The sequence below is a fragment of the uncultured Dysgonomonas sp. genome, from assembly GCF_900079725.1.
Lineage (GTDB): Bacteria > Bacteroidota > Bacteroidia > Bacteroidales > Dysgonomonadaceae > Dysgonomonas.
Genome location: NZ_LT599032.1, coordinates 1,604,616 through 1,630,823 on the forward strand (window position 1 = coordinate 1,604,616; position 26,208 = coordinate 1,630,823).

24 protein-coding genes are annotated in these 26,208 nt (G+C 39.3%); 12 read left to right on the forward strand and 12 right to left on the reverse strand.

What is annotated here, in order from left to right; all coding sequences use genetic code 11:
* Positions 1-51 precede the first annotated feature (51 nt).
* Both zwf and pgl read left to right on the forward strand, forming a co-directional pair.
* The gene (gene zwf / locus QZL88_RS07005) at positions 52-1,587 is read left to right on the forward strand and encodes a glucose-6-phosphate dehydrogenase (RefSeq protein ID WP_296939506.1); all 1,536 of its coding nucleotides are present in this window, start codon (positions 52-54) and stop codon (positions 1,585-1,587) included.
* Positions 1,584-2,309, forward strand: a complete 726-nt coding sequence (pgl, locus tag QZL88_RS07010) for a 6-phosphogluconolactonase (protein ID WP_296939507.1) — start codon at positions 1,584-1,586, stop codon at positions 2,307-2,309. Before zwf ends, pgl begins: the two co-directional genes overlap by 4 nt.
* Before the next feature lie 48 nt (positions 2,310-2,357).
* Here the strand turns inward: pgl and QZL88_RS07015 are convergent, their stop codons facing one another.
* Positions 2,358-3,869, reverse strand: coding sequence for a GH3 auxin-responsive promoter family protein (locus QZL88_RS07015; RefSeq protein WP_296939509.1), 1,512 nt, complete (start codon positions 3,867-3,869; stop codon positions 2,358-2,360).
* Positions 3,866-4,567, reverse strand: coding sequence for a Crp/Fnr family transcriptional regulator (locus QZL88_RS07020; RefSeq protein WP_296939511.1), 702 nt, complete (start codon positions 4,565-4,567; stop codon positions 3,866-3,868). The genes QZL88_RS07015 and QZL88_RS07020 overlap by 4 nt, the downstream gene beginning before the upstream one ends.
* A 266-nt stretch (positions 4,568-4,833) precedes the next feature.
* On the opposite strand from QZL88_RS07020, the gene tig reads away from it, so the two are divergent.
* From tig to QZL88_RS07050, 6 genes are all read left to right on the forward strand, one after another.
* Positions 4,834-6,216 (forward strand): trigger factor, encoded by a 1,383-nt coding sequence (tig, locus tag QZL88_RS07025; RefSeq protein ID WP_296939512.1) that lies wholly within the window; start codon positions 4,834-4,836, stop codon positions 6,214-6,216.
* A 234-nt stretch (positions 6,217-6,450) separates the two neighbouring features.
* On the forward strand, positions 6,451-7,119 hold the full coding sequence (gene clpP, locus QZL88_RS07030) for an ATP-dependent Clp endopeptidase proteolytic subunit ClpP (protein WP_296939515.1): 669 nt from the start codon (positions 6,451-6,453) through the stop codon (positions 7,117-7,119).
* 54 nt (positions 7,120-7,173) lie between these two features.
* Entirely contained in the window at positions 7,174-8,409 is a 1,236-nt protein-coding gene (gene clpX / locus QZL88_RS07035; protein ID WP_296939517.1) for an ATP-dependent Clp protease ATP-binding subunit ClpX, read from the forward strand.
* Between the two features lie 97 nt (positions 8,410-8,506).
* Positions 8,507-10,702: a DNA helicase RecQ gene (recQ, locus tag QZL88_RS07040; RefSeq protein WP_296939519.1), complete on the forward strand. Its 2,196-nt coding sequence runs from the start codon at positions 8,507-8,509 to the stop codon at positions 10,700-10,702.
* 4 nt (positions 10,703-10,706) lie between these two features.
* Complete coding sequence (coaD, locus tag QZL88_RS07045; RefSeq protein WP_296939520.1) at positions 10,707-11,174, forward strand: pantetheine-phosphate adenylyltransferase; 468 nt, start codon at positions 10,707-10,709, stop codon at positions 11,172-11,174.
* Between the two features lie 66 nt (positions 11,175-11,240).
* Entirely contained in the window at positions 11,241-12,839 is a 1,599-nt protein-coding gene (locus tag QZL88_RS07050) for a S41 family peptidase (protein ID WP_296939522.1), read from the forward strand.
* 67 nt (positions 12,840-12,906) lie between these two features.
* Here QZL88_RS07050 and QZL88_RS07055 read toward each other — a convergent pair whose 3' ends face one another.
* The 7 genes from QZL88_RS07055 to lon form a co-directional block, all read right to left on the reverse strand.
* Entirely contained in the window at positions 12,907-13,929 is a 1,023-nt protein-coding gene (locus QZL88_RS07055) for a galactofuranosyltransferase (protein WP_296939524.1), read from the reverse strand.
* 159 nt (positions 13,930-14,088) lie between these two features.
* Positions 14,089-14,346, reverse strand: coding sequence for a DUF4834 family protein (locus QZL88_RS07060; protein ID WP_296939526.1), 258 nt, complete (start codon positions 14,344-14,346; stop codon positions 14,089-14,091).
* A 191-nt stretch (positions 14,347-14,537) separates the two neighbouring features.
* Positions 14,538-15,113, reverse strand: a complete 576-nt coding sequence (locus tag QZL88_RS07065) for a manganese efflux pump MntP family protein (protein WP_296939528.1) — start codon at positions 15,111-15,113, stop codon at positions 14,538-14,540.
* Positions 15,110-15,628: a nitroreductase family protein gene (locus tag QZL88_RS07070; protein ID WP_296939529.1), complete on the reverse strand. Its 519-nt coding sequence runs from the start codon at positions 15,626-15,628 to the stop codon at positions 15,110-15,112. Before QZL88_RS07070 ends, QZL88_RS07065 begins: the two co-directional genes overlap by 4 nt.
* A gap of 54 nt (positions 15,629-15,682) precedes the next feature.
* A complete protein-coding gene (locus QZL88_RS07075) occupies positions 15,683-16,633 on the reverse strand; it encodes a glycosyltransferase family 2 protein (protein ID WP_296939531.1) in 951 nt (316 codons plus the stop codon).
* 26 nt (positions 16,634-16,659) lie between these two features.
* Positions 16,660-17,208 carry a DUF4199 domain-containing protein gene (locus QZL88_RS07080; RefSeq protein WP_296939533.1) on the reverse strand — a complete coding sequence of 183 codons (549 nt, stop codon included), beginning with the start codon at positions 17,206-17,208 and terminating at the stop codon, positions 16,660-16,662.
* Between the two features lie 72 nt (positions 17,209-17,280).
* Entirely contained in the window at positions 17,281-19,761 is a 2,481-nt protein-coding gene (lon, locus tag QZL88_RS07085; protein ID WP_296939535.1) for an endopeptidase La, read from the reverse strand.
* Between the two features lie 161 nt (positions 19,762-19,922).
* Here lon and QZL88_RS07090 point away from each other — a divergent pair, with 161 nt between their 5' ends.
* Positions 19,923-20,633, forward strand: a complete 711-nt coding sequence (locus QZL88_RS07090) for a methyltransferase (protein WP_296939536.1) — start codon at positions 19,923-19,925, stop codon at positions 20,631-20,633.
* Between the two features lie 25 nt (positions 20,634-20,658).
* Here the strand turns inward: QZL88_RS07090 and QZL88_RS07095 are convergent, their stop codons facing one another.
* Genes QZL88_RS07095 through panC form a run of 3 tightly spaced genes read right to left on the reverse strand, consistent with a single transcriptional unit; the run spans position 20,659 to position 23,262 of the window.
* The gene (locus QZL88_RS07095) at positions 20,659-21,984 is read right to left on the reverse strand and encodes an MATE family efflux transporter (protein WP_296939538.1); all 1,326 of its coding nucleotides are present in this window, start codon (positions 21,982-21,984) and stop codon (positions 20,659-20,661) included.
* 55 nt (positions 21,985-22,039) lie between these two features.
* Positions 22,040-22,393 carry an aspartate 1-decarboxylase gene (gene panD, locus QZL88_RS07100; RefSeq protein ID WP_291107527.1) on the reverse strand — a complete coding sequence of 118 codons (354 nt, stop codon included), beginning with the start codon at positions 22,391-22,393 and terminating at the stop codon, positions 22,040-22,042.
* A gap of 11 nt (positions 22,394-22,404) precedes the next feature.
* Positions 22,405-23,262: a pantoate--beta-alanine ligase gene (gene panC, locus QZL88_RS07105; protein WP_296939542.1), complete on the reverse strand. Its 858-nt coding sequence runs from the start codon at positions 23,260-23,262 to the stop codon at positions 22,405-22,407.
* 226 nt (positions 23,263-23,488) lie between these two features.
* On the opposite strand from panC, the gene QZL88_RS07110 reads away from it, so the two are divergent.
* The 3 genes from QZL88_RS07110 to QZL88_RS07120 all read left to right on the forward strand — a co-directional run bounded on the left by QZL88_RS07110 (position 23,489) and on the right by QZL88_RS07120 (position 26,206).
* The gene (locus QZL88_RS07110) at positions 23,489-24,295 is read left to right on the forward strand and encodes a glycogen/starch synthase (RefSeq protein ID WP_296939544.1); all 807 of its coding nucleotides are present in this window, start codon (positions 23,489-23,491) and stop codon (positions 24,293-24,295) included.
* 97 nt (positions 24,296-24,392) lie between these two features.
* A complete protein-coding gene (locus tag QZL88_RS07115; RefSeq protein WP_296939546.1) occupies positions 24,393-25,796 on the forward strand; it encodes a DUF4270 domain-containing protein in 1,404 nt (467 codons plus the stop codon).
* A 29-nt stretch (positions 25,797-25,825) separates the two neighbouring features.
* Positions 25,826-26,206, forward strand: coding sequence for a hypothetical protein (locus tag QZL88_RS07120; RefSeq protein WP_296939548.1), 381 nt, complete (start codon positions 25,826-25,828; stop codon positions 26,204-26,206).
* Positions 26,207-26,208 lie beyond the last annotated feature (2 nt).

A 26,208-nucleotide genomic window follows, 5' to 3' on the forward strand; every position in this document is an offset into this window, starting at 1 on the left:
TCGCTTCTACAAACTCGTAACTTGTAACTTGTAACTCGTAACTAAAATACGATGAAACCAAAAATTATAAAAGATCAGGCACTGGTCATATTCGGTGCATCGGGAGATCTTACATACAGGAAACTGGTACCTGCTATATTCGATTTGCATAAACAGAATTCACTTCCTAAAAACTTTGCAGTATTGGGAGTGGCCCGCAGTCCTTTCACGGATGATTCTTTCCGTGAAAAGATGAAAGATGGTATCAAGCAATTTGCTACGGCTAAAGACGTCTCTGATGAAGAATTAAACACATTCTGCCAGAAACTTCATTATCTGTCTATCAATACAGATGACGGTAAAGAATACTCGAAGCTGAAAGACCGTTTAGATCTGCTCGACAAAGAAGAAAATACTGCAGGAAACTATATTTTCTATCTATCTACGCCACCTGCGCTCTACCCTCTCATTCCTAAATTCCTGGCAGAGCAAGGCTTGAACAAAGAGGACGATAATTTCAGGCGGATTATTATAGAAAAACCTTTCGGTACAGATTTGAAATCCGCAATTTCATTAAATGCTTCTTTACGCGAAGATTATGATGAAGAGCAGATATACCGTATCGACCATTATCTGGGTAAAGAAACAGTACAAAACATGCTTGTTACCCGTTTTGCAAATGGTATCTATGAGCCATTATGGAACAGAAATTACATCCATCATGTCGAAATCACGGCGGCTGAAAGCATTGGCGTGGAAAATCGTGGAGGATACTATGATCATTCAGGAGCATTACGCGACATGGTACAAAATCACCTGCTGCAATTAGTAGCTCTTGTGGCAATGGAGCCTCCGATGTCTATAGATTCGGTTTCGATACGAAATGAAAAGCTAAAAGTATTTCAGGCCTTCCGTCCTATGTCGAATGACGATTTGTTCAAAAATGTTATTCGCGGACAATACACAGCAGCCAACATAAAAGGCAAATACGCCAAAGGATACCGGGAAGAAAAAGATGTGGATAAAGATTCACGTACCGAGACCTATGTAGCGATGAAACTGTTCATTGACAACTGGCGCTGGGGAGATGTTCCTTTCTATGTCCGCACCGGAAAACGTTTACCGACACGGGTATCGGAAGTAGTTATACATTTCAAACCTGCTCCGCAACGATTGTTTCCTGAAACTACAGACCTGAACAATGACGACAATCAATTGGTAATAAGAATACAGCCCGATGAAGGCATTCTGCTGAAAACAAAGATGAAAGTGCCGGGAAGCGGCTATCAGGTAAAGAATGTGAATATGGATTTCCACTATTCGCAATTACAAGATACCTACCTGCCCGAAGCATATGAGCGCCTGCTGCTCGACTGTATGGTAGGCGACTCTACATTATATATCCGGGGCGACGCCTTGGAAGCCACATGGAAATTCGTGCAACCGCTGCTTGATTTCTGGGAGAAGAATCCGGATGCGCCACTACATGGATATCCTGCCGGATCATGGGGTCCCAACTGCGCCGATGACCTGATTGAAGAAAAAAATCTTACATGGAGATATCCTTGTAAGAATCTGTCTGACGATGGTATATATTGCGAACTATGATAAAAGAAGAGATTAAAGTTTATGAAGATCCTAACGCTTTAAGCAAAGGATTCACCGAGTTTGTACTAAAGTTGCTGGATGTATATCCGCACATCAATCTGGCCCTGTCGGGGGGAACCACGCCTAAGGTAATTTTTGACTATTGGGCCGAGAATTGTAAAGAGTCTATCGACTGGAACCGTATCTCATTTTTCTGGGGAGACGAACGTTGCGTACCACCGGAAAATGTGATGAATAACTTCGGGATGACAAAGGATCACTTATTCGACAAAGTGCCGAGCATTCCGAATAATAACATCTACCGTATACACGGAGAAAACGAACCGGAAGAAGAAGCGTTATGGTATGGTACAGTTCTGAAATCGAAACTGATGCAAAAGCAGGACATGCCTAGTTTCGAGATTGTCATGCTCGGACTGGGTGATGACGGACATACCGTATCGATTTTCCCTAATCAGATCGAACTCTGGGACAGTAAAGACATCTGTGTAATCGGTGAGCACCCTGAAACAGGTATGCAGCGGGTGACTATCAGCGGTAAAGTGGTAAACAACTCACAGTATGTCGTATTCCTTGCTACAGGAAAGAACAAAGCTGAAAAAGTAAGAGATATAATAAAGAACCGGAAAGAACACCTGAATAAATACCCTGCGGCGAAAGTAAATCCCAAAAGGGGCTATTTGTATTGGTTCCTGGATGCAGAAGCGGCAAGTTTGCTGTAATACGCATAGGAATAAAAAAGGATGGTTGTACAACCATCCTTTTTTGCCTTATCTTGTTTGTTCTATAAACGACCTTAGCCTATCTACATAGTCCCTGTTATTCGATAACCGCGGCACTTTGTTTTGCCCGCCCAGTTTCCCTATCGATTTCAGCCACTCATTAAACGTCCCTTTTGGCAAACTTTTCACAATAGGTAAACCTAAAGAGAGATTATAGGAACGCTTAGCCTCATAGTCCGAGTTTACCCTCTTCAGGTTGTCATCCAAAGATTTGACAAACTTATCCAAATCGTCGGGCTCGACGGAAAACTCGATAAACCACTCATGGGCACCGGTATTTTCATCTCCAAAATAAACGGGAGCGGCTGTATATTCAGTTATCTGTGTACCTGTATCTTTACAAGCTTCGGATAAAGCTCTTTCAGCATTGTCAATGATAATCTCCTCTCCGAAAGCATTGATAAAGTTCTTTGTACGACCTGTTATCCGGAACAGATAGGGACTGGTAGACGTAAACTCGATAGTATCACCTATCATATAGCGCCAAAGCCCGCCATTGGTAGAGATGAGGAGTGCGTAATTCTGCCCGGTCTCCACTTCGTCCAATGTCAGTGTCTTAGGATTTTCACTATTCCATTCACTCATCGGAACAAATTCGTAGTAGATACCGCTATCCAGCATCAGGAGCATATCTTTCGATTTATCGGAAAACTGTACTCCGAAGAATCCTTCCGAAGCATTGTACGTTTCCCAATAACGCATTTCAGGCTTTTGTATGATCTTCTTATATTGTTCTTCGAATGGGGTGAAACTGACCCCCCCATGGAAGAACACTTCCAGATTAGGCCAGATATCAGTCAGTTCGCGCCCGGTATCAGCCTTTATTTTTTTCAAAAGGACAAGCAACCATGAAGGTACACCCATGAATGCCCTTACATCGTTCTTTACAGCATAATCTGCTAATGCCTGCAACTTAATTTCCCAATCGGGTAACAGGGAAATGCTCTCAGGAGTACGGCTTTTCTTAGCCCAGAAATACAGGTTCTTGATCAATATAGCAGATATATCTCCGGTAAAAATACCGTCTCCTATATTGTTTATCTGCTTACTTCCTCCCAAAACCAATGTCTTTCCGAAAAAGAATCTGGCCTTATGATTTGCCTGCCCGTATATAGCAAGCATCTGCTCTCCACATTTATAGTGACCTTTTGTCAGAGATTCTTGGGTGACAGGGATGTATTTACTCTTATCCTCGGTAGTACCGGACGACATAGCAAACCACTTTACGGGTTTGTTCCACAAAACGTTTTGCTGTTTATCTATCAGTATCTTATCAAGATAGGGACGCAAATCTTCGTAATGGAAAACAGGAACCTGCTTTCTGAAATCGTCTTTATTCTTAATTGAGGAAAAGTTATATCGTTGACCTATTAGCGTTTGCGCTCCATTGTGAAGCAAATAGGATAGTATTTTTTCCTGAGTATAGACTGGTTTATTGATAAATCCGGCAACTTCTTTATATTTGAAGTTGAGATATTTGTGAGCAATATTGGTTATCATCCGATTTTGCTTATTCTTCGTAGCTTTTCTTCGTCTATTATCTTGATTTTCCGGCCGTCGAGTGTAATTATATGTTCATCAACAAATGTAGACAGCGTCCTGATTGCATTTGAGGTTGTCATATTCGACAAATTGGCAAGGTCTTCCCGTGACAGGTAGATACTGATAGTAGCGCCGTCTTCTTCCAATCCGTAGTTTTCGATAAGGAAGATTAGCGATTCAGCTAAACGTCCGCGGATATGTTTTTGAGTAAGATTAACCACCCTTTCATCTGCAATGCCCAGATCTGTAGACAGTTCCCGGATAAAGAACATTCCTAATTTTGAGTTTACAGTAACTATCTCTTCAATAATCTGCATAGATATAAAACAGATAGTGGAAGCCTCGAAAGCCGAAGCAGCAGTCACATATGGCTGGTTGGCAAAATAGGCTCGATACCCGAAATATTGTGTAGGACGTATCATTCTTATTATCTGGCTACGTCCGCCTACTCCATCTTTATATATCTTGACTTTGCCTTTACACAGGCACATCAATTCTTGAGGAGTCTCTTCTTCTCTGTAGATTACCTCATTCTTTTTATAGTCAAGAATCTTCGCGTTTGCCGAAATTAAGTCACGTTCCTTATTATTCAACAAATCCCAAATCTCCGGAATACATTCCGATATACTTACAACATTGCTGCTATCTGCTACCATAGAGAAAAGCTTGATATATAAATCAGGTTCAATAATTAACTTAAAAACAAAGTTAGCATTTTTTTATATTAAAACATGTTACAAAACATATTTTTAACGCATTATACCATCTTTTTATAAAAAAGGCCTTGAGATTAATTATTATTTCTCTTTGAATATTACAATAATAAGACTATTTTTGCACCACCAAAAAAGAGAGCTGTGAAAGCTAACTTTTTCTTATACATTTGAATAAACTTGTAATAATTTAAAATAAACCCGTTAAGATGAATGTATCTCTAACAAATGTTGATAGCGTAAATGCTATTCTACAAATCAGTGTAGCTAAAGCTGATTATCAGGAAAAACTTGATAGTGCACTGAAAACTTTCCGCAAAAAAGCAAATGTACCGGGATTCCGTCCGGGCACTGTACCTGTAGGTATGGTAAAAAAGATGTACGGTAAATCCATAATGGCCGAAGAAATAAACAAAATAGTAGGTGAAAGCCTATATAACTATATTCAGGAAAATAAATTGAATGTGCTTGGCGAACCGCTTCCCAACGAAGAAAAGCAACAAGCGATCGATTTCGCAACAGAAGGCGACTATGATTTCTATTTCGATATAGCCCTTGCTCCTGAAATTAAACTATCACTGACAAAGAAAGATAAAGTCACCTACTACAAAATTGATGTAAACGAAGAACTTGTTGATAAACAAATCGAGTCTTACAAAGCAAATTACGGTAAGTATGACAAGATAGAGGACGGCGCCCTTGCAACCGACCTTGTCAGAGGTACTATCTCGGAACTGGAAGGCGGCAAAGCAAAAGAAGGCGGTATCAATGTAGAAGCCGGTGTAGTAATGCCATCTTACATGAAAGATGCTGACGAACAAGCTAAATTCGTTGGAGCTAAAGCCGGAGATGTGATCACATTCAATCCTGGGAAAGCATATGAAGGAAATGAAACCGAGATCGCATCACTACTTCACATCGAAAAAGATGCAGTAGAAGCCATTGCTCCTGAATTTAAATTTGAAATCACTGAAATCACCCGTTACAAAGAAGCTGAACTAGATAAAGATCTGTTCGATAAAGTATTCGGAGCAGATACAGTAAAAGATGTAGCTGAATTCAAAGCAAAGGTAAAAGAAACTATCGAAGACCAGTTTGCTCCGGATAGCGATTACAAATTCCTGTTGGATGCAAAGGAACTTCTGGAGAAAAAAGTCGGAGATATTCAATTCCCCGATGCTTTCCTTAAAAGATGGCTGCTAGCATCAGGTGAGGAAAGAACAGCAGAATCCATCGAAGCAGATTATCCGAAAATCGTAGCCGACCTGAAATTCCACCTCATCAAGGAACAAATCGCAAAAGATTATGATATCAAGATTGAAAATGAAGATATGAAAACTATTGCGATGCAGGCAGCAAGAGCTCAGTTTGCGCAATATGGCATGATGAACCTGCCGGACGAAATGGTTGAAAACTATGCGAATGATATGTTGAAAAACAAAGACAACGCACGCAACCTGCTCGAACGCGCAATGGAAAACAAAATAATTGACGCATTAAAAACAAAATTAGGTATAGAAGAAAAATCCATATCACTGGATGACTTCCGCAAATTCTTCGAAAAAGAAGAAGACAAACAGGAAGAAGCATAAACCTAAATGAAATTATATAACGGGCAGAAGAATAAATACTCTTTCTGCCCGTTTTTGATGAATAATAGTAGAAATACACCGGATAATATCTTAGCTTTTCAATTTTTTATTTATAACTTTGTTTATAAGAAATGAGGCTGAATATTAGCCTCTTTTTTGTGCCGGTCACAATGGCATGATAATTGTTTATAAGACTATAGTATTAAATTATTCACTTATCGAAAGGAAAATATTATGAACAATGAATTTAAGAAATATGCTACCAAGCATTTAGGTATGAACGGACTTGCTCTAGATAAATATGTAGATATCACAAGCAGCTATATATCACCCACTATTATTGAAGAGCGTCAGTTGAATGTGGCGCAGATGGATGTATTCTCCCGTCTGATGATGGACCGAATCATCTTTCTTGGCACCCAGATAGACGATTATACTGCTAATGTTATCCAGGCACAGTTGCTTTATCTGGATTCTGCCGATTCCGGTAAAGACATATCTATCTACATCAATTCTCCCGGCGGTTCGGTTTATGCAGGATATGGCATCTATGATACCATGCAATTTATAAACAGCAATGTCTCTACCATCTGTACAGGTATTGCAGCGTCTATGGCAGCCGTACTGCTTGTAGCTGGAGAAAAAGGCAAACGTTTTGCGCTGAAACATTCACGCGTAATGATTCACCAACCACTAGGAGGCGCACAAGGACAGGCATCCGATATTGAAATCACTGCCCGTGAGATAGGTAAAATAAAGAAAGAACTATACACCATTATAGCCGATCACTCAGGACAACCGTTCGACAGGGTTGAAAAAGATTCTGACCGTGATTACTGGATGACTTCAGCCGAAGCCAAAGATTATGGTATGGTTGACGAAGTTTTAACAAGAAATAAGTAATAGTAAGTAATGGGTTCAGATAAAACTTAAAACCCACTACTTATAATTCAATTTATGGCAAAAAAAGAAATAAACCAATGCAGTTTTTGCGGACGAAGCGATAAGGATGTAAACATGCTTATATCCGGTTTGTCCGCAGACATCTGCGATAGCTGTGCCGAACAGGCCTACCAAATCGTAAAAGAAAGCATCGAAGCCAAACAAAAATCTTCGATAGGCATAGACAAAACACAATTGCCTGACCCCAAAAAGATAAAAGAATACCTCGACGGATATATTATCGGACAAGATAATGCTAAGCGTTATCTGGCTGTTGCCGTTTACAATCATTACAAACGGATATTACAGGAAAAGAACGATGATATAGAAATAGAAAAATCGAATATTATCCTTGTAGGACCTACCGGTACAGGAAAGACGCTTCTAGCCCGTACAATAGCAAAGATGCTGCACGTACCTTTTGCCATTGTAGATGCAACCGTGCTTACCGAAGCCGGATATGTAGGAGAAGACATCGAAAGTATCCTTACACGGCTACTTCAGGCATCGGACTATGATGTAGCATCAGCCGAGAGAGGAATCGTATTCATTGATGAGATAGATAAGATAGCACGCAAAAGTGATAACCCGTCAATCACCCGTGATGTAAGCGGAGAGGGAGTACAGCAGGGATTGCTAAAATTGCTTGAAGGATCAATCGTGAATGTGCCGCCGCAAGGAGGCCGTAAGCACCCTGACCAGAAAATGATAGCTGTAGATACTAAAAACATCCTCTTCATTTGTGGTGGAGCATTTGACGGTATAGAACGTAAAATCGCCCAACGCCTGAATACTAAAGTAGTAGGATATGCCTCTTCTCTGAAAAACGCAGAAGTAGACAGAGAAAACCTATTGCAATATGTAGCACCTCAAGATTTAAAATCTTACGGACTGATCCCGGAAATTATCGGCCGTCTGCCGATACTGACATATCTGGATGCACTGGACAGAAGTGCTTTGCGCAGAATTCTTACCGAGCCTAAAAATTCTATAATAAAACAATACATCAAGCTCTTCAAAATGGATGACGTAGATCTCACATTCGATGAAGATGTATACGAATTTATTGTAGATAAGGCAGTAGAATATAAGTTAGGAGCAAGAGGATTGCGCTCCATTGTAGAGAATATAATGATGGACGCAATGTTTACCATACCATCTACAAAACAAACGCAATTACACATCACCAAAGACTATGCCGGGGAACAACTCGAGAAGTCACAAATGATAAAACTCAAAAATTCACAATAAAGTTTGTTTTTTTCATAAAAAATAGCCTATTTTAAGTTGGAGATTTAAAATTAGGACTTTATCTTCGTATAACATAATAGCCTATTTTTTTACAAATATGCCTGACCGAAACGATAAACTGACCGTTGCTTTAAAAAAGCATTTTGGCTTTGATAAATTCAAAGGAAACCAAGAGGCAATCATCCAGAATCTTCTGGACGAGAAGGATACTTTTGTCCTGATGCCTACAGGGGGAGGGAAGTCGCTTTGTTACCAGTTACCAGCCTTGTTGATGGGGGGAACGGCTGTTATCATATCACCGCTTATAGCGCTGATGAAGAACCAGGTAGATGCAATGCGCAATTTCAGCGAAGAAGACGGAGTTGCTCATTTTATCAATTCATCACTAAACAAAGCTGCCATAGAACAGGTGAAAGGCGATATCCTTTCTGGTAAAACCAAATTACTCTATGTAGCGCCAGAATCCTTGACCAAAGAAGAAAACATAGATTTTCTTCGACAAATAAAGATTTCGTTTTACGCTATAGATGAAGCACACTGTATATCGGAATGGGGACACGATTTCCGCCCGGAATACAGACGAATACGCCCTATAGTTACCGAGATAGGTAAGCATCCGATTATTGCACTTACCGCTACAGCAACGCCAAAGGTACAACTCGACATCCAGAAGAATCTGGGCATGGTCGATGCCGATGTTTTTAAAGCTTCATTCAACAGGGAAAATCTTTTCTATGAAGTGCGTTCCAAAACGAACAATGTAGACAAGGATATCATAAAATATATCAAGTCACAGGGGCATAAATCGGGTATTATATATTGCCTGAGCCGCAAAAAAGTAGAAGAATTTGCAGAAATACTGCAAACAAACAACATCAATGCATTACCATATCACGCAGGATTAGATGCAAATACACGCTCAGCAAATCAGGATGCATTCCTGATGGAGCAGGTTGATGTGATTGTAGCTACCATTGCATTTGGGATGGGGATAGACAAGCCGGACGTAAGGTATGTAATACATTACGACATGCCAAAGAGCCTTGAAGGATATTATCAGGAAACAGGCCGGGCCGGACGCGACGGAGGAGAAGGTAAATGCATTGCATTTTACTCCTTCAAAGACTTACAGAAACTAGAAAAGTTCATGCAGGGAAAACCTGTTGCCGAACAAGAAATAGGAAAACAACTGCTCCTTGAAACAGCGGCATACGCAGAGACTGCATTATGCAGAAAAAAGGTGCTCCTTCACTATTTCGGTGAAGAATATAAAGTGAGAAATTGTGGAAATTGTGACAATTGTGTAAATCCAAAAAAACAGGTGGAAGCTAAAGATTTATTATTAACAGCTCTGGAAGCTGTAGTTGCGTTAAAAGAAAAATTCAAGACGGATTATGTTATCAATATCCTCAGAGGTAAAGAAACATCCGAAATTGAAACATACGAGCATCAGGATCTGGAAGTGTTCGGCTCCGGAGATGATGCCGATGAAGATACATGGAATGCAGTGATTCGTCAGGCCATTATCGCAGGATATTTTGATAAAGATATTGAGAATTACGGGTTGTTGAAAATTACAAAAAAGGGAAAAGACTTCCTGAAAAAACCTGTATCTTTCAAAATTACGACTGCCGATGAAGAAGATCTGGAAGACGATGACAACATAGATGATGTAGTTGTAAAAGGTGGAGGTGGAGGTTCTGCCGTAGATCCGGTATTATTCTCTATTATGAAAGACCTTCGCAAAAAAATGGCTAAGAATAATAACGTTCCGCCATATGTGATCTTTCAGGATCCATCATTGGAAGCCATGGCAACCATCTATCCTATCACAATGGAGGAATTACAGAATATTCCGGGTGTAGGGGCAGGTAAGGCTAAAAGATACGGAGCCGAATTCCTACAGATTATAAAGAAACATGTCGAAGAAAACGAGATTGAACGTCCCGAAGATTTACGTGTAAGAACCGTTGCTAACAAGTCGAAATTAAAGGTTGCCATAGTACAGGCCATCGACAGAAAAGTAGCCTTGGACGATCTGGCCGAATCGAAAGGAATAGATTTTACCGAATTGCTCAATGAAGTTGAAGCAATTGTATATTCAGGCACCAAAATCAATATTGATTATTTCTTGCGTGAGGTAATAGACGAAGATCATCTGGATGATATTTTTCAATATTTCCAAGAAGCAGAATCGGACGATCTGGAAGAAGCAATCAACGAGTTAGGTGAATATTCAGAAGATGAAATCCGTTTGGTCCGTATCAAATTCATATCTGATATGGCAAACTAAAATAATGAAAAAAAAAGCAATCTTTCCGGGAACATTTGATCCCTTTACGATAGGACATCATTCATTGGTAAAACGGTCTCTCGAATTAGTCGATGAGATCGTTATTGCCATTGGGAAGAATGATGCAAAAAAAAGCTATTTCTCTCTCGAACACCGTATAGATATGATACAATCACTCTATAAAAACGAGCCTCGCATCTCCGTAGAAACTTATGATAGCCTGACCGTAGATTTTGCAAAGACAGTGAAAGCACATTTTATAGTAAGAGGTATACGTTCGGTAAACGATTTCGAATACGAAAAAACAATTGCCGACATGAACCGGAAGATATCAGGAATAGAAACTTTTATCCTTTTCACTGAACCAGAACTCACACATATTAGTTCTACCATAGTACGCGAGTTATTAAGATTCGGACATGATGTCAGCGAATTTATACCCGAAGGCATGAATCTGAATACCTGGCAATAGATCTGAATTACACAGAACAATATTCGTAATTTTACGAAAACATAAATATAATCAAGATAAATATATATGAAAAGAGTTATTATCGCGGCTCTGTGCTTTCTTACTATTGTAGCTTCTGCCTCTGCCCAATTCAAAATGAGTGAAGGGTCTAAAAAGGTGGCGACAACAATGGCAATTATCGAAAATCTGTATGTAGATGATGTAAATGACCAAAAGCTAGCCGAAGATGCTATTAAGTCTCTTCTGGAGAAGCTAGACCCTCACTCTACCTATATCAGCACAGATGAAGTAAAAGATATGAATGAACCACTTGAGGGTAACTTCGACGGAATAGGTATCTCATTTAACATGATGACCGATACACTTTACGTCATCGAAGCATTACCCGGAGGCCCTTCTGAAAAAGCCGGATTGATGGCCGGGGATAAAATTCTCTATGTAAATGATACGCTTATAGCAGGAGTAAAAAGATCTACCAAATATGTCATGTCTCGACTGAAGGGTCCTAAAGGAACAAAGGTGGATGTAAAGGTCCTGCGACGTGGTGTGCCGGAATTACTCGATTTTAAAATAACCCGTGCAAAGATACCGGTATATAGCATTGATGCTTCCTACATGGTAGATAACAATACGGGATATATCCGCATTATCCGATTCGGAGCCACTACTACAAAAGAATTTCAAGACGCCTTAGCTAAATTGAAGAAGGAAGGTATGAAGAATCTCATACTTGACCTTGAAGGTAACGGTGGAGGATATATGGCTCCCGCGATTGATCTGTCAGATGAATTTCTGAGTAAAGGTAAACTTATTGTTTACACCGAAGGATTGCGTCAACCGAGAAGAGATGAAGTATCGACTGAAAAAGGAAGTTTCGAAGAGGGAAAAGTGGTGATCATGATTAATGAAGGTTCGGCATCGGCCAGTGAAATTTTGTCAGGCGCTGTTCAGGATTGGGACAGAGGTGTCATTGTTGGCCGACGCAGCTTCGGAAAAGGACTTGTACAAAGACAAATTCCACTCCCTGACGAATCAATGATAAGGCTTACCGTAGCCCGCTACTATACTCCGACAGGACGTTCTATCCAAAAGCCCTATACAAGCGGGGACCTTACATCATACAATATGGATGTGATAGAAAGATATAATAAAGGGGAAATGATGCACGCCGATAGCATCCACTTTCCTGACTCGCTAAAATACACTACACTGACCAATCACAGGACTGTATATGGTGGCGGAGGTATTATGCCGGACTACTTTGTACCGTTAGACACAACAAATTACACACCATATTTCAGAAGCATTGCCAACAGGGGACTTATCTATAAAGTTGCGTACAGCGAAGTAGATAATCACCGTAAAGATATACAGGATGAATATCCAACGAAAGAAGCTTTTCTGAAAAAGTACATTGTTCCGCAAAGCCTATTGGAAAAGATTGTAGCTGCCGGAGAAGAAGAAAAAATTACATATAACGAGGATGAGTTTAACAAGGCTTCGGATTTAATCAGAATGCAACTGAAGATGCTTCTAGCCCGGGATGTTTATGATACGGAAACATCTCTCAAGATATATAACGAGTATAGTGAGACGTTTAAAAAAGCATATGAAATCATACACGATGATAATCTATATAACAGCTTGCTGAAAGGAAAGAATTGATATTCTATTATAGACAAAACGGGTTGCATAATACATTTATGCAACCCGTTTTATTTATCTATGATATTTAAATATTGAACTTATCTATTGCTTCTTTCAGATAAAAACCGGATTGTAGTTTCTTGCTCATTTCAATAACATTTCGTTTCATCTCATTATAATACCCGGGAGTGATAGACGAAAGAATACTATTTATCTCGGTTAGGGAATCAATAGTTATCCCTATTCTATTTTCTTCAATCATAGGTGCTAACGCCGCATGTTTCCATATAATTACAGGCAGATGGCTTTTAATGTAGAACGATATCTTATGCGGAGTATTGTATTCGAGATAAGCGCCAAAACTTCCGGAGCATTCATCCATCGAATCACCATCCCATACAAGGCCAAAATCATCATTATTGGTAAGAATAAAAGTATCGCTATCTATATATCCTCTGCAATGGAAATCATTGGTATCGGCAATATCAAATCTATCGCCATAAATATTTAATACAAAGTTTCTTGGAGAAGAGATAAATTCATACAAAAATGCATTCTTTCTACGGTTTAATGCTCCTGCATAACATATGCTATATGGATTATTATTGTCTAATCTGAATTCAGGTTTACGTTCTTCCTTAGATAGGAAATGCCACACACCCAGTGAATTTATTTCAGCTTTTATATTATGAGCTGTCAGCCAATCAGCCATCTTCTGATTTGTTGCAATAATAAAATCGGAGTGGTTCAATCGGCCTATTTCCTGTTCTATAGATATTCTTTTTCTGCGGAAGGAGCCCAAATCATGTATCAAGGAGATCACTCTGGTATTTTTCAAGTGAGCTACTCTACACAGCAAAACATAATATTTCTTTGTTGGATATTGGATAAACAGAATCCCGTTAGTGGGGATCAATATAAGTCCTTTGATAGTTCCGACAAGGTTGCGGATAAAATCAGTTACCTTACTTTGGCTAAAACTTTGCTTCAATCCAATATTCCGATAACCAAATTTATCCAAAAGTGCCTCTGTGTCTGTGCGGGCATCATTTCCGGCAGACACTCCTTTGTAATTTCGTGAAATATAAACTGATTTCCTTTTATTCATCCTCTAATTACTCTATATATCTTATCTCAGAGAATATGTATATTCCCTAAGATAAAGGTAAGATATATTTCTCGAACCCGGAAAGAATGTATGAAAAGTATGAACCGGTAATATCCAGTACAGAGAGCTGGGGAACTTAACGAAGCAAAAAGACTTGATTTAATCTTTTATTTCCTCATATTTTACATATTCGCCCTCATCTTTAGAGAATATCTTTTTATTTGAGCCAGAGGATGTATGCTCCGACCGTCCCGAAGAAGAGGTGTTATTAGAAGTATATCTATTATTGGAAGTATATCCGCTATGTGATGTGGAAGGTTTTCCGAAAATAAAAGACGACACCCCTCTGACCACTGATAGCAAAACCATCACTCCAAATATAATTATGGCAAATATTAGAAAAAGCAGAAATGTCATTTTGTATAAATTATTAGTTCAGGTCGCAGACCTAATTATTACTTTGATAAGTAAAAGGAACAAGTGTGAGTTATCCTTTCATTTACTACCTTGGCAAATATAATACACTGATATTAGATAAAACTAAGAAACAACATGTAAGTTCGATTGTTTCAATTTATTTAACAAGAGTTTATTATCTTAAACAATAATCACAAAAGAGCGGTCTGAGTGTCGGACAGAACTGTATGCTGGAACAATATGCTACAACCAATAAGAATAAGAATGATCCCTCCGGCTATATTAATACGCAGATTACACCTCTGGCCTGCTTTACAGCCAAATATAATTCCGAATGAAGACATCATAAAAGTTACCACGCCGACAATTAATGCGGGAAGTAGTATCTGTACATTAACCAAGGACAAAGATAACCCCACTGCCGTGGCATCTATACTAGTGGCTACAGCCAGACCAAACATCACTTTAAAATTAAGCGGATTGAATGGAGAACTATCTTCATCTTTCAAACTGGCAACTATTACCCTTACTCCCAGAAAGCATAAAATACCAAAAGCCAGCCAATGATCGAACTGTTCGATATAACGAGCAAATGTAGAACCGACAAACCACCCGAAAACAGTAAGGCTCATCTGTATAAAAGCCAGCATACCGGCTATTTTGAGTACATTTATTGTTTTGTGGTTTCCTATTACAGCCCCACTGGTAAGAGCGACAACTAAACTATCCATCGAAAGGCCCACTGCCAATGCTACAATCTGAATCATATCCATTCGGTTATTTCAGACAAAGACTTACGCTTCTTTTCCGGAGATATACTTTTATCCATGTCGATATATCCAAGCGGGAATATGGCAATAGGTTCGAGATTCGGGGATAAGTTCAGCACCCCTGTCAATACATCCGGTTTAAAATTACATATCCAGCATGTACCTAAACCAATTCCCGCTGCTGCAAGACAAATATGTTCTGCTGCAATGGCAGCATCTACATCTCCGAAATCTTTATTATCCGAACCTGCCCTCTTCCACGATATAGAAGAGTCTTTACACACTACAATATGTACCGGAGCAGATTTAAACCACTCTCTGTTATATGATTCCTGTATGCAGGATATCACAGATTGATTACGGATGATGAAAAACTTCCATGGCTGATTATTACAGGCAGAAGGTGCCAGCCTTGCACATTCGAGAATGTAATTGATCTTATCTTCCTCTACAGCGCGGGAAAGATAAGCCCTGACCGAATAGCGACTTTCGATGAGTTCTTTTAGTTTCATTAGTGATCTTATAGTTGCAAAAAATGCCGGTATTCTTACATCGGCATTTCAGATTTATAGTTCTTCTGTTATCTTATAATCGTTCCTGACAGTTGAATTTCGCGAGACAATCTCACCCAAAAATCCGGCGAGAAACAATTGCGTACCCAACAACATCATAGTCAAAGCAATATAAAAATATGGAGAATTTGTAACCAGCGGATGCGGAATACCCTTACTGATAGCGTATAACTTATTCGCACCAACAATAACTACGGCTATAAAGCCCAGCAGGAACATAACCGTTCCCCACAATCCGAAAAAGTGCATCGGCTTACGTCCGAATACGGAAAGGAACCAAAGTGTAAGCAGATCCAGATAACCGTTTACAAAACGGCTAAGACCTACAAATTTGCTTTTTCCATATTTACGGGCCTGATGATGTACTGCCTTTTCCCCTATTTTATTGAATCCGGCTATTTTGGCCAGGTAAGGAATATAACGATGCATATCATTATATACCTCTATACTTTTTACGACTTCTTTCCGGTACGATTTCAATCCGCAATTAAAGTCATGCAGTTTCACTCCCGATACCTTACGGGCTGTTGCATTAAATAACTTGGTAGGTAAAGTTTTGGACAACGGGTCGTAGCGTTTCTTTTTCCATCCCGACACCAAATCATAGCCATCCTCTTTTATCATTTTATATAGTGAAGGAATTTCATCCGGACTATCCTGCATATCTGCATCCATAGTGATTATAACATCTCCCTCTGCTTTCTGAAATGCACAATGGAGTGCAGGAGACTTACCGTAATTACGTCTGAAACGTATTGCTTTTATTTCTGGAGAGGTTTCCTTGAGGGTGCTTATGACATCCCACGACCGATCGGTACTACCATCATCGACAAAGATTACTTCATATGAATACCCGTTCTCATCCATTACCCGCTTTATCCACGCGTAAAGTTCCGGAAGAGATTCTTCTTCATTCAGCAACGGTATTACAACAGATATGTCCATCGGGATACTACTAGTTAATTAAAGGCTTAAGGCCTGTTATTATTCATATTACTTGTACTATTTACAAGAAAGCTCATAAGAAAACCAAGAACTACCCCTAATATCATATTACCGATAAACTCGGAGATAATATATAAAGGTTTTCCTGTAACGATATAAAGGTATATTTCTTTCTGATCGGGCTGGAGATTAGGCATTTTATCTACCATTGCTATAAAGGGCGCCGTCATCTTCATAAAAAATCCCGGATCTATAAATTTATAATGAGCGTACATGATTACAGCCTCAAAGAAAGAGGCAAAGAAACAGATCAGCACGACAAAAAAGACACACGACCATATACCCTTCGGCTTATCCGGTTCTGAAGCTTTATATTTAAAGGTAAAAATATAAATAAGCAGAAATGTACCGACATTCAATAGATAGAATATATAAATAAACACATGATCGGAGAATCCGGCGCCTATCTTAAACATATATTTAAACATCCAGAACAGCCCCAGAATAGCCCCATAATGCATGGCGTACCTGAGTAACGACGTTCCCCTCTCCTTTATATCCGTACTATCAATCATTGTGCTACAAATGTAAGAAATTTGTTTAAAACAAATAAGTGTAAATCGGAGGATTTACACTTATTTCATTTATCAGTTTGCTGCCTTTTCTTCTTTTACCGTTAAATCCAGCGGTTCTTTAATTTTCTCCTTTAACAAAGCTATATCCAGAACCTCCTTTATATCATCCACATAGTGAAAAGTCAACCCTTTCAGATAAAGCGGCTTTATTTCATCAATATCTTTCTTATTTTCTTTACAAAGAATTATATCTTTTATTCCGGCACGTTTAGCTGCCAGTATCTTTTCGCGGATACCGCCAACCGGCAAGACCTTACCACGCAACGTTATTTCCCCTGTCATAGCGAGATTAGCTTTCACTCTGCGTTGGGTAAAAGCCGAAGCCAGAGATGTTACCATGGTAATACCTGCTGACGGACCGTCTTTGGGAATAGCCCCTTCAGGCACATGAACATGAACATTCCAGTTATCAAAAACCTTTTCATCAATACCGAAATGTTGTGAATGGGAATGAAGATACTCCAGTGCCAATACGGCAGATTCCTTCATCACATCGCCCAGATTTCCGGTAAGGGTGAGTTTTCCTCCTTTACCTTTACTCAAGGATGTCTCAATAAAGAGTATCTCACCGCCAACCGAAGTCCAGGCCAATCCTGTAACTACTCCGGCATAACCATTACCCTGATACTGGTCGCGGGTATATTCTATAGCTCCGAGGTATTCGAGTAAATCCTCAGGCTCAATAACCTTCTTGTATTCTTCTTCCGAAGCTACCTTGCGGGCAACTTTACGCATCACTTTGGCTATCTTCTTATCCAATTCGCGGACTCCGGATTCACGTGTATAATTTTCAACAATCTTTTCGATTGTCTTTTTCGGAATATCAATTACATCCTTAGCCAAACCGTGATTTTCCATTTGTTTGGGAATCAGGTGGCGGCGGGCTATCTCTACTTTTTCTTCAATGATATAGCCACTTACATCAATCAATTCCATACGGTCGAGCAACGGCTGGGAAATTGTAGACAGATTATTAGCTGTAGCAATAAACATTACTTTCGACAGGTCGTAATCTATATTCAGGTAATTATCGTGGAAAGCAGAATTCTGTTCGGGATCGAGTACCTCGAGTAATGCAGAAGAAGGATCTCCTTTAAAATCGCTTCCGATCTTATCCACTTCATCAAGGACAAACACGGGATTTGACGAACCGGCCTTCAATATATTCTGAATAATACGCCCCGGCATAGCTCCGATATATGTACGACGGTGACCGCGTATTTCCGATTCATCGTGTAATCCACCGAACGAAACACGCACGTAATTACGGTTCAGGGCTTTCGCGATAGATTTACCCAATGATGTTTTACCTACTCCCGGAGGGCCGTAAAGACAAATTATAGGCGATTTCAAATCTCCCTTCAGTTTCAATACTGCCAAGTGCTCGATTATACGCTCTTTCACCTTCTCCAGACCGAAATGATCCTGATCTAGCACTTTCTGCGCATTCTTCAGGTTGAAATTATCTTTCGTATATTCGCCCCAAGGCAAATCAAGTAATGTTTCTATATATGTGAATTGAGTAGAATAATCGGGAGACTGCGGATGCAAGCGCTCCAATTTACTCATTTCTTTTTCAAATGTCTGGGCAGCTTCTTTGTTCCACTTCTTCTTTTGTCCACGTTGTCTGAATTCATCCAGATCTGCCTGCTGAGGATTCCCTCCCAACTCGTCCTGAATAGTCTTGATTTGCTGTTGCAGGAAATACTCTTTTTGCTGCTGGTTCAACTCCTCACGTGTCTTCATCTGAATATTGAGTTTCATCTCCATCATCTGAGTCTCACGGTTGAGAATAACAAGCAGACGGTAAGCACGTTCCTTATCGTCGTCAATATCCAGCAAACTTTGTTTTTCAGTACCGGACACAGGCAAGTTGGCACAACAATAGTTCACCAAAAGTGGAGATACCACATCCGATTTTAGCCGTTGTATAAATTCTTTCGGCGGTTCGCCATACATACGCAGCATCTGTATTGTCATATCCCTTATAGAATCCAACAATGCTTTGTATTCCGTATCGTTTTTAAGGACAGGTACAGTTTCACGTATTTCGTAATGCCCTTTGAGAAAAGGTTCTATTTGTGTCAATTCTGTCAGTCGGAAACGTTTTTTACCTTGAAAAATGACAGTTACATTTTCATCATCCGGCAACTCTATTACACGTATAATTTCGCCGATCACACCCATAGAATACAAGTCGGCAAATTCAGGATCATCATTTTCTGCGTCCTTTTGGCAGACTAAGCCGACATATTTTCCTTTCAGACGGTTTACACTCTTTATAAGCTTCAGCGATTTTTTACGGGCAACCGCAATTGGCATACTTGTTCCCGGAAAAATCACGGTATTACGAAGAGGTAAAATAGGCAATTCTTCTTTCAGATTTTTCTCGTTTATATAGCAATCCCCATCATCGAAGTCATTGGCTATAATTGAAATAACCGGTTCATTGCTTTCGTTTAGATGAAGAAAATCTCTCTTTTTATTAGACATATTATCCTTTTATTTAGATTGGATTTACCCCCCTCCTCTGCAAGGGGCTGTAAAAATACAGAATTATAATTAACTTTGCTTTTAATATATAACAAAATTTGTGCCACAATGGATCTCAAGATTTGACTTTACTGTATTTCAAGATTAAAGCGGACAAAAACATGCCAAATCCCTATTTCAAGTTTAAGCGATTCACTGTATACCATGATCTGTGCGCCATGAAGGTAGGCACCGATGGAGTATTGCTTGGTGCATGGACAAAAATTAACGGGGCGAAGAAAGCTCTCGACATAGGTACAGGCTCGGGCCTGATAGCCTTAATGCTTGCTCAGAGAAACGACAAACTTCACATAGACGCTATTGATATCGATCACGATGCAATAGGGCAGGCAAAAGAAAACATAAAACGTTCAACTTTCTCTAGCCAAGTAAACGCAATAGAATCTTCGCTACAAGATTTCAAACAATATGAAAGACAATATGATTTGATTGTATCCAATCCTCCTTTCTTTATTCAATCATTAAAATCGCCGCATAAAGAACGGACATTAGCCCGTCATACCGACAGTTTATCTTTGGAAGAATTGCTAGGGATTTCCGCAACCTTATTAACGAGTAGAGGAAAGCTATCCATTATCTACCCGTTTGACCATAAAAAAAACCTATTGTCTATATCTAAAAATATCGGGCTGTATCCTTCGCGCATCACCAAAGTATATCCGACTCCGGCATCCCCACCAAAACGGGTAGTAATCGAATTCACAAAGACAGAATCATCTCTAATTGAAACCAATCTGATCATCGAAAAAGAAAGACATATATATTCTGATGAATTTACAGAGCTAGTAAGAGAGTTTTACCTAAAAATGTAGACTACCTAAATGACGATAAGCACACCTACACAACCTTATGCTGCCATTTGGCATATCGAAGATACAAGAAAGAAAATAACAGCAAACCGCCCCAATACACATACTCCACAGTCCAGCACACCGCTACAGATGCCGATTTATATATCACTATCCAATACATGTAAAGGACATATGACACTAGTGTTATTATTTCGAGCTGCAAGGCAGCACGCGTGTTCCCTGTACCCGAAATAGAATTGAATATCACAGTACTCAGGCTACAAATAGGCAGGGCAAACACCACAACCAACAAAGGTGTAACCGACTCGGGTATCAATGATACATCTTCGTGCGAAGCGATTAAGGATATCCAGAATTCAGCCCCAAGACCGGTTATCAACATTACAACAAGGATAACCCCGAGACTAAGCGAACAAATTCTTTTGATAAGAGGTATTACGTCTTTTATCTTACCTGCCCCCATCGTATTACCTACAAGCGTATTAGCTGTAGTTGCAAAAGCATTCATCGGTATAAAGAAAAGCATATAGAAACTACGTACAATATTGGTGATAGCTAATGCACGTGGTGAATGTTGTTCGATTGCCATAAAGAATATGAACCATGTGGACATGGATATTAAATACTGAACCATTGTAAAAGATGAAATATTCAGGATACTCTTTACTATAGAGAACCTGAATCGCATTTTCATAAAACCGTATTTCTTAAGATCTACAGTTTTCAATGTATATATTACAAAAAACAGTACCGATGCTATTTCCGATATTACGGCAGCAATACCTGCCCCTTCTATTCCAAGTTCGGGGAAACCGAATTTGCCGAATATGAGAACATAGTCCCCTATAAAATTGACCACCGCCATAACTACCGCATTCATTGTCAAAACAGGCGTACGCGCAATGCCGACATAAAAAGCCCTGAACATGACATTTATAGAAGCAAAGAAAAAGCCATAGATACGCCACGAGAGATAAGAATGCACTGCTTCATAAACCTTTTCCGATTCCATAAAACGGGGAAGCACATATTCACTCAGCAGGGAAGAGCCTATAAATAGCATCAAAGCAATAAGTTCCAGAAAAATCACCCCTTGAATCACAATGCTGCCAATCTTATCATAATTCTTTTCACCATTACGACGGCTGATCATGATCTGCCCTCCAATACTGAATCCGAAGCAAAGTGTAAAAAAGGCGATATAATAAATACCGGCCAATCCGGAGGCACTTTGCTCAACCTCACCTACCCTTCCCAGAAAGATGGTCGCAGTAATCTGAACAATATTCTGAGCAAGCAAACCTAACATTATAGGTAAACTTACCTTCCATATATCTTTGTATGAATACATAATCCGAGCAGATAGCTATTAGCAGATAGCTATTAGCTTCTTTAATATGTCAGTTTTATTTAATTAGTTTGTTTGTTTTTGTATCGGGAAATGCAACCCATGGTTTGAAAGTCTTGGCTTCCTCAAAGTCCATATATGCATATGACATGATGATAACAATATCTCCGGGCTGAACCTTTCGTGCAGCTGCACCATTCAGGCAGATAGCTCCCGAACCTCGTTTTCCTTTTATAATATAAGTTTCGAGACGCTCTCCGTTATTATTATTTACAATCTGAACCTTCTCACCTTCAATCAGGTTTACAGCATCCATCAGATCTTCATCTATCGTGATACTTCCTATATAATTCAAGTTGGCTTCGGTTACAGTAACACGATGTAACTTCGATTTTACAACCTCTATAATCATTTTGTGTTCTCTTAATTTTGGCTATTCGCCTTGTATATAATATTATCTATCAATCGCACTTCGCCACAAAATATGGCGATGCAACCCACTATATAATCGCTATCCTTCCAATCTGACACCGACTGTAAAGTATAGCCATCCACAATTTCGTAATACTCAACCTTCAGTTCGGCAAAAGAGTCCAGTGTTGCTACCACTTTCTTTATCACCTCCCCTACAGAGCTATTCTTAATCCAGTCCTTACTTTCCGCAAGAACTCTGGATATATTCACCGCCAGTTCTTTCTGATCAGCAGTCAATCGTTCGTTACGGCTGCTTAACGCAAGCCCACTAACTTCCCTCACAATAGGCATTGGGACAATATTCACATTCAGCTTTAGCTGCTTCACCATCTCACGTATGATAGCCAATTGCTGAAAATCTTTTTCTCCGAAGTATGCCCTATCCGGCTTCACTATATCAAACAAGCGGCTTACTACCTGGGCAACTCCGTTAAAATGACCCGGACGATGCTCGCCCTCCATCACTTTATCAAGTTGACCGAAATCGAATTGACGGGTATCCGGTTCGGGATAAACTTCATCTACAGAGGGTGCAAAAATCACACCAACTCCTATCGAGTCCAGAAATTCACAATCCCGTTCCAAATTTCTCGGATATTTTTCAAGATCTTCCCTATTATTAAACTGGGTAGGGTTTACAAAGATGCTCACAATGCAAACATCATTATCGGCAATACATTGTTTCACCAGGGAGAGATGCCCCTCGTGCAAAGCCCCCATCGTGGGAACCAGACCAATCGTTTTACCTTTCGAACGCAAGGCTGTAACTCTGTCACATACACCCTGAGTTGTTTTAATCAAATCCATTTATTCACATCAATAAAAAACGGATACAAAGCAAGTAAATATTTATGGATTGGCGAAACAATCGAGGATTTTTGTTCTGCAATTTAACGTATAAAACAGATCAAAATACGACTAATCCCCCGTAAAAAGAGAGAATTCAACATTTTGTGAAGCAAAGTTTGCAAAAAAGAAGATTTTTTTTTATTATCTTTGTACTCTCAATCGAATTCAGAAGAGAGTAAATTAAATGGGTACAAAAAAAGTTTTATACATCACACAGGAGATAACGCCTTATCTGCCTGATTCACCAATTGCAACAAATTGTAGATACTTACCTCAAGCTATACAAGAAAAAGGACAGGAAATCAGGACATTTATGCCTAAATTCGGAAGCATAAATGAGAGACGGAATCAACTTCACGAAGTGATACGGCTATCGGGTATGAATCTAATCATCGATGATACTGATCACCCCTTAATCATCAAAGTGGCGTCTATACAAGCCGCCCGGATGCAAATCTATTTCATAGACAATGATGACTACTTTAAACGTAAGCACACAATCGCTGACGATAAGGATGTAGAATTCAGTGACAATGACGAACGGAGTATTTTCTATGTAAGAGGAGTATTGGAAACTATAAAAAAATTGCGTTGGATACCGGATGTGATAGATTGTCATGGCTGGATGACTGCACTGACAGGCCTATACATAAAAACTGCTTATGCTGACGACCCTTGCTTCAAAAACTCGAAGATTGTATATTCTTTATACAATGATGACTTTAAGCAACCATTCAGCAATAAATTTATCGACAAGCTAAAATTTGACGGAATAAAAGATAAAGACGTGGAAGCACTGAAAGGTGTTGTAGATTACGAAACGCTTTCTAACTTTGCCGTAAAATATGCAGATGGCATTATACAAAGTGAAGAAAATGTGAATAATAACATTCTTGACAACATAAATAAATCAGGAAAAAAATTCCTTTCTTATCCGGGTAATTTAGACGTTTCTGTAGATGCTATCAATAATTTTTACGAGAATCTTTAAAGTATCTAAAATAAATATAGAAAAATGCTGTTTTATTTCTTGAGAATAGCATTTTTTTGGATATTTGAACCCCAAATTGAATTTAACAATAGTTTGAATGAAAATTAAAACATTATTGATTCTGGCAATCACTCTTTCCACGCTAACATTTGTGGCTTGTGATGATGACCTGACCTCCCTTGGTAGCAGTATACAACCCGGCGGTGACGATATATTCGTAGGATCCGATACACTTAGCCTTACAGCTGTAACCCGTTCGTTTAACGATTCGGTATATGCACGTACCGTATATGGCTTGTTAGGAGAATATACTGATCCTATCTTCGGAAAAATAAAATCCGATTACTTATGTGAATTCTACTGTGCAGAAAATTCTACATTTGCAGATCCGTATAAGATGGGAATAACCATTGATTCGGTCAGACTGAATACAGAGTTCACATATTTTGCAGGAGACACCGTATCGCCTATGGGATTATCTGTATACGAAGTCACAAAACCGCTGAAGGCATTTTTCTTCACAAGCGTAAATCCTGAGAATTATTGTGATATGCAAAAGTTGCTGGGACAAAGCATTTTCTCTATACAAGATGTTCCCGACACGGTCATCAGCAGTACCAGAATCAGAACTATTTCAACAAATCTCAATTTGGAATTAGGGCAGCGTTTTTATAACGAGTGGAAAAATTCGGACGGAGCTACTTTTAAAAACTCCGATGCCCTGAAAGAATTCTTTAAAGGTGTATATGTAACAACTAATTTCGGTTCGGGCAGCATTATTAATGTAGACTATACAGAGTTCGACATCTACTATACATATACATACGAAAAAGGGGACGCTTCAGAAAATACAGTTGACAGAGATACACTTGGCGTATTCCGTCTGCCTGTTACACCTGAGGTTATACAAATGAATCATGTTAAGAGTTCACCTCCGGCTGGTATGATCACAGAAGGCCCTGCCGGAAAGACATATATGAATACTCCTGCGGGACTATATACAGAAGTGACTATTCCATTAGATGCTATAGTAAAAGCAGCAGTTGCAGGTGCAGGTAAAGATGCAGTAATCAATGCTGCAAACTTTAAAATGCTCGGAAATACGGAAGAGGAAGCTAAATCGGGCCTGAGCAGGCCATCGGACATCCTGTTTATAAATAAAGACTCACTCCCGAACTTCTTCTATAACAGAAAATTGCACGATGCACAAACCAGCTTTGTGACGACCCGTTCCACTACCAATAATTCATACGACTTTGGAAATCTGGCAAGTGTAATCAATTACTATACAAAATATTATAAGGAGAAAGGGGTATCCCCTCTCCCAGACTTGAAATATCTCGTTATTCCGGTAACAGCTACATATACGCAAACCACAAACTCGAGCGGATATACAGTGAATGTGATAACGGATCTGTACAATCAGATGTTCCCTACATCGGCCATTTTAAGAACCGAGCCGAAGGATATGAAAATGTCTATTATATACAGTAAATACTGATAGTACAAAACAGATAACATAATATAACCGTGTCTGCAAAACAGATAAGAAATACAGCTAAAGTACTGCTCCTATTATATATAGGATACTTTAGCTGTGTTTCTTATTTTATACATACACACATCTACAACGGGGTAGTATATGTTCATTCCCACCCCTACAATAAGTTTGCAAAAGATGCAGACGATAACCAGACACCGCCTTTCGAGACCCATCATCATACATCAGCGGGTTTCTTTACGTTCAATCAGTTATCAAATCTTGCTTCATTCGAAGCTCTGCCAGATAATAATATAGGCGAAATCACTCAGCCTGTACTAATTGTTACATATAAGCAATTCTCGCCACAAATAGTTACACCTCCTGTTGTAGCTTACATCAGTCTTCGTGCTCCACCTCGGTTCTCTTAATT

Bases quoted from the DNA above. Each gene is read 5' to 3' on its own strand.
- zwf (WP_296939506.1), top strand. From the start codon at position 52: ATGAAACCAAAAATTATAAAAGATCAGGCACTGGTCATATTCGGTGCA.
- pgl (WP_296939507.1), top strand. From the start codon at position 1,584: ATGATAAAAGAAGAGATTAAAGTTTATGAAGATCCTAACGCTTTAAGC.
- QZL88_RS07015 (WP_296939509.1), bottom strand. From the start codon at position 3,869: ATGATAACCAATATTGCTCACAAATATCTCAACTTCAAATATAAAGAA.
- QZL88_RS07020 (WP_296939511.1), bottom strand. From the start codon at position 4,567: ATGGTAGCAGATAGCAGCAATGTTGTAAGTATATCGGAATGTATTCCG.
- tig (WP_296939512.1), top strand. From the start codon at position 4,834: ATGAATGTATCTCTAACAAATGTTGATAGCGTAAATGCTATTCTACAA.
- clpP (WP_296939515.1), top strand. From the start codon at position 6,451: ATGAACAATGAATTTAAGAAATATGCTACCAAGCATTTAGGTATGAAC.
- clpX (WP_296939517.1), top strand. From the start codon at position 7,174: ATGGCAAAAAAAGAAATAAACCAATGCAGTTTTTGCGGACGAAGCGAT.
- recQ (WP_296939519.1), top strand. From the start codon at position 8,507: ATGCCTGACCGAAACGATAAACTGACCGTTGCTTTAAAAAAGCATTTT.
- coaD (WP_296939520.1), top strand. From the start codon at position 10,707: ATGAAAAAAAAAGCAATCTTTCCGGGAACATTTGATCCCTTTACGATA.
- QZL88_RS07050 (WP_296939522.1), top strand. From the start codon at position 11,241: ATGAAAAGAGTTATTATCGCGGCTCTGTGCTTTCTTACTATTGTAGCT.
- QZL88_RS07055 (WP_296939524.1), bottom strand. From the start codon at position 13,929: ATGAATAAAAGGAAATCAGTTTATATTTCACGAAATTACAAAGGAGTG.
- QZL88_RS07060 (WP_296939526.1), bottom strand. From the start codon at position 14,346: ATGACATTTCTGCTTTTTCTAATATTTGCCATAATTATATTTGGAGTG.
- QZL88_RS07065 (WP_296939528.1), bottom strand. From the start codon at position 15,113: ATGATTCAGATTGTAGCATTGGCAGTGGGCCTTTCGATGGATAGTTTA.
- QZL88_RS07070 (WP_296939529.1), bottom strand. From the start codon at position 15,628: ATGAAACTAAAAGAACTCATCGAAAGTCGCTATTCGGTCAGGGCTTAT.
- QZL88_RS07075 (WP_296939531.1), bottom strand. From the start codon at position 16,633: ATGGACATATCTGTTGTAATACCGTTGCTGAATGAAGAAGAATCTCTT.
- QZL88_RS07080 (WP_296939533.1), bottom strand. From the start codon at position 17,208: ATGATTGATAGTACGGATATAAAGGAGAGGGGAACGTCGTTACTCAGG.
- lon (WP_296939535.1), bottom strand. From the start codon at position 19,761: ATGTCTAATAAAAAGAGAGATTTTCTTCATCTAAACGAAAGCAATGAA.
- QZL88_RS07090 (WP_296939536.1), top strand. From the start codon at position 19,923: ATGCCAAATCCCTATTTCAAGTTTAAGCGATTCACTGTATACCATGAT.
- QZL88_RS07095 (WP_296939538.1), bottom strand. From the start codon at position 21,984: ATGTATTCATACAAAGATATATGGAAGGTAAGTTTACCTATAATGTTA.
- panD (WP_291107527.1), bottom strand. From the start codon at position 22,393: ATGATTATAGAGGTTGTAAAATCGAAGTTACATCGTGTTACTGTAACC.
- panC (WP_296939542.1), bottom strand. From the start codon at position 23,262: ATGGATTTGATTAAAACAACTCAGGGTGTATGTGACAGAGTTACAGCC.
- QZL88_RS07110 (WP_296939544.1), top strand. From the start codon at position 23,489: ATGGGTACAAAAAAAGTTTTATACATCACACAGGAGATAACGCCTTAT.
- QZL88_RS07115 (WP_296939546.1), top strand. From the start codon at position 24,393: ATGAAAATTAAAACATTATTGATTCTGGCAATCACTCTTTCCACGCTA.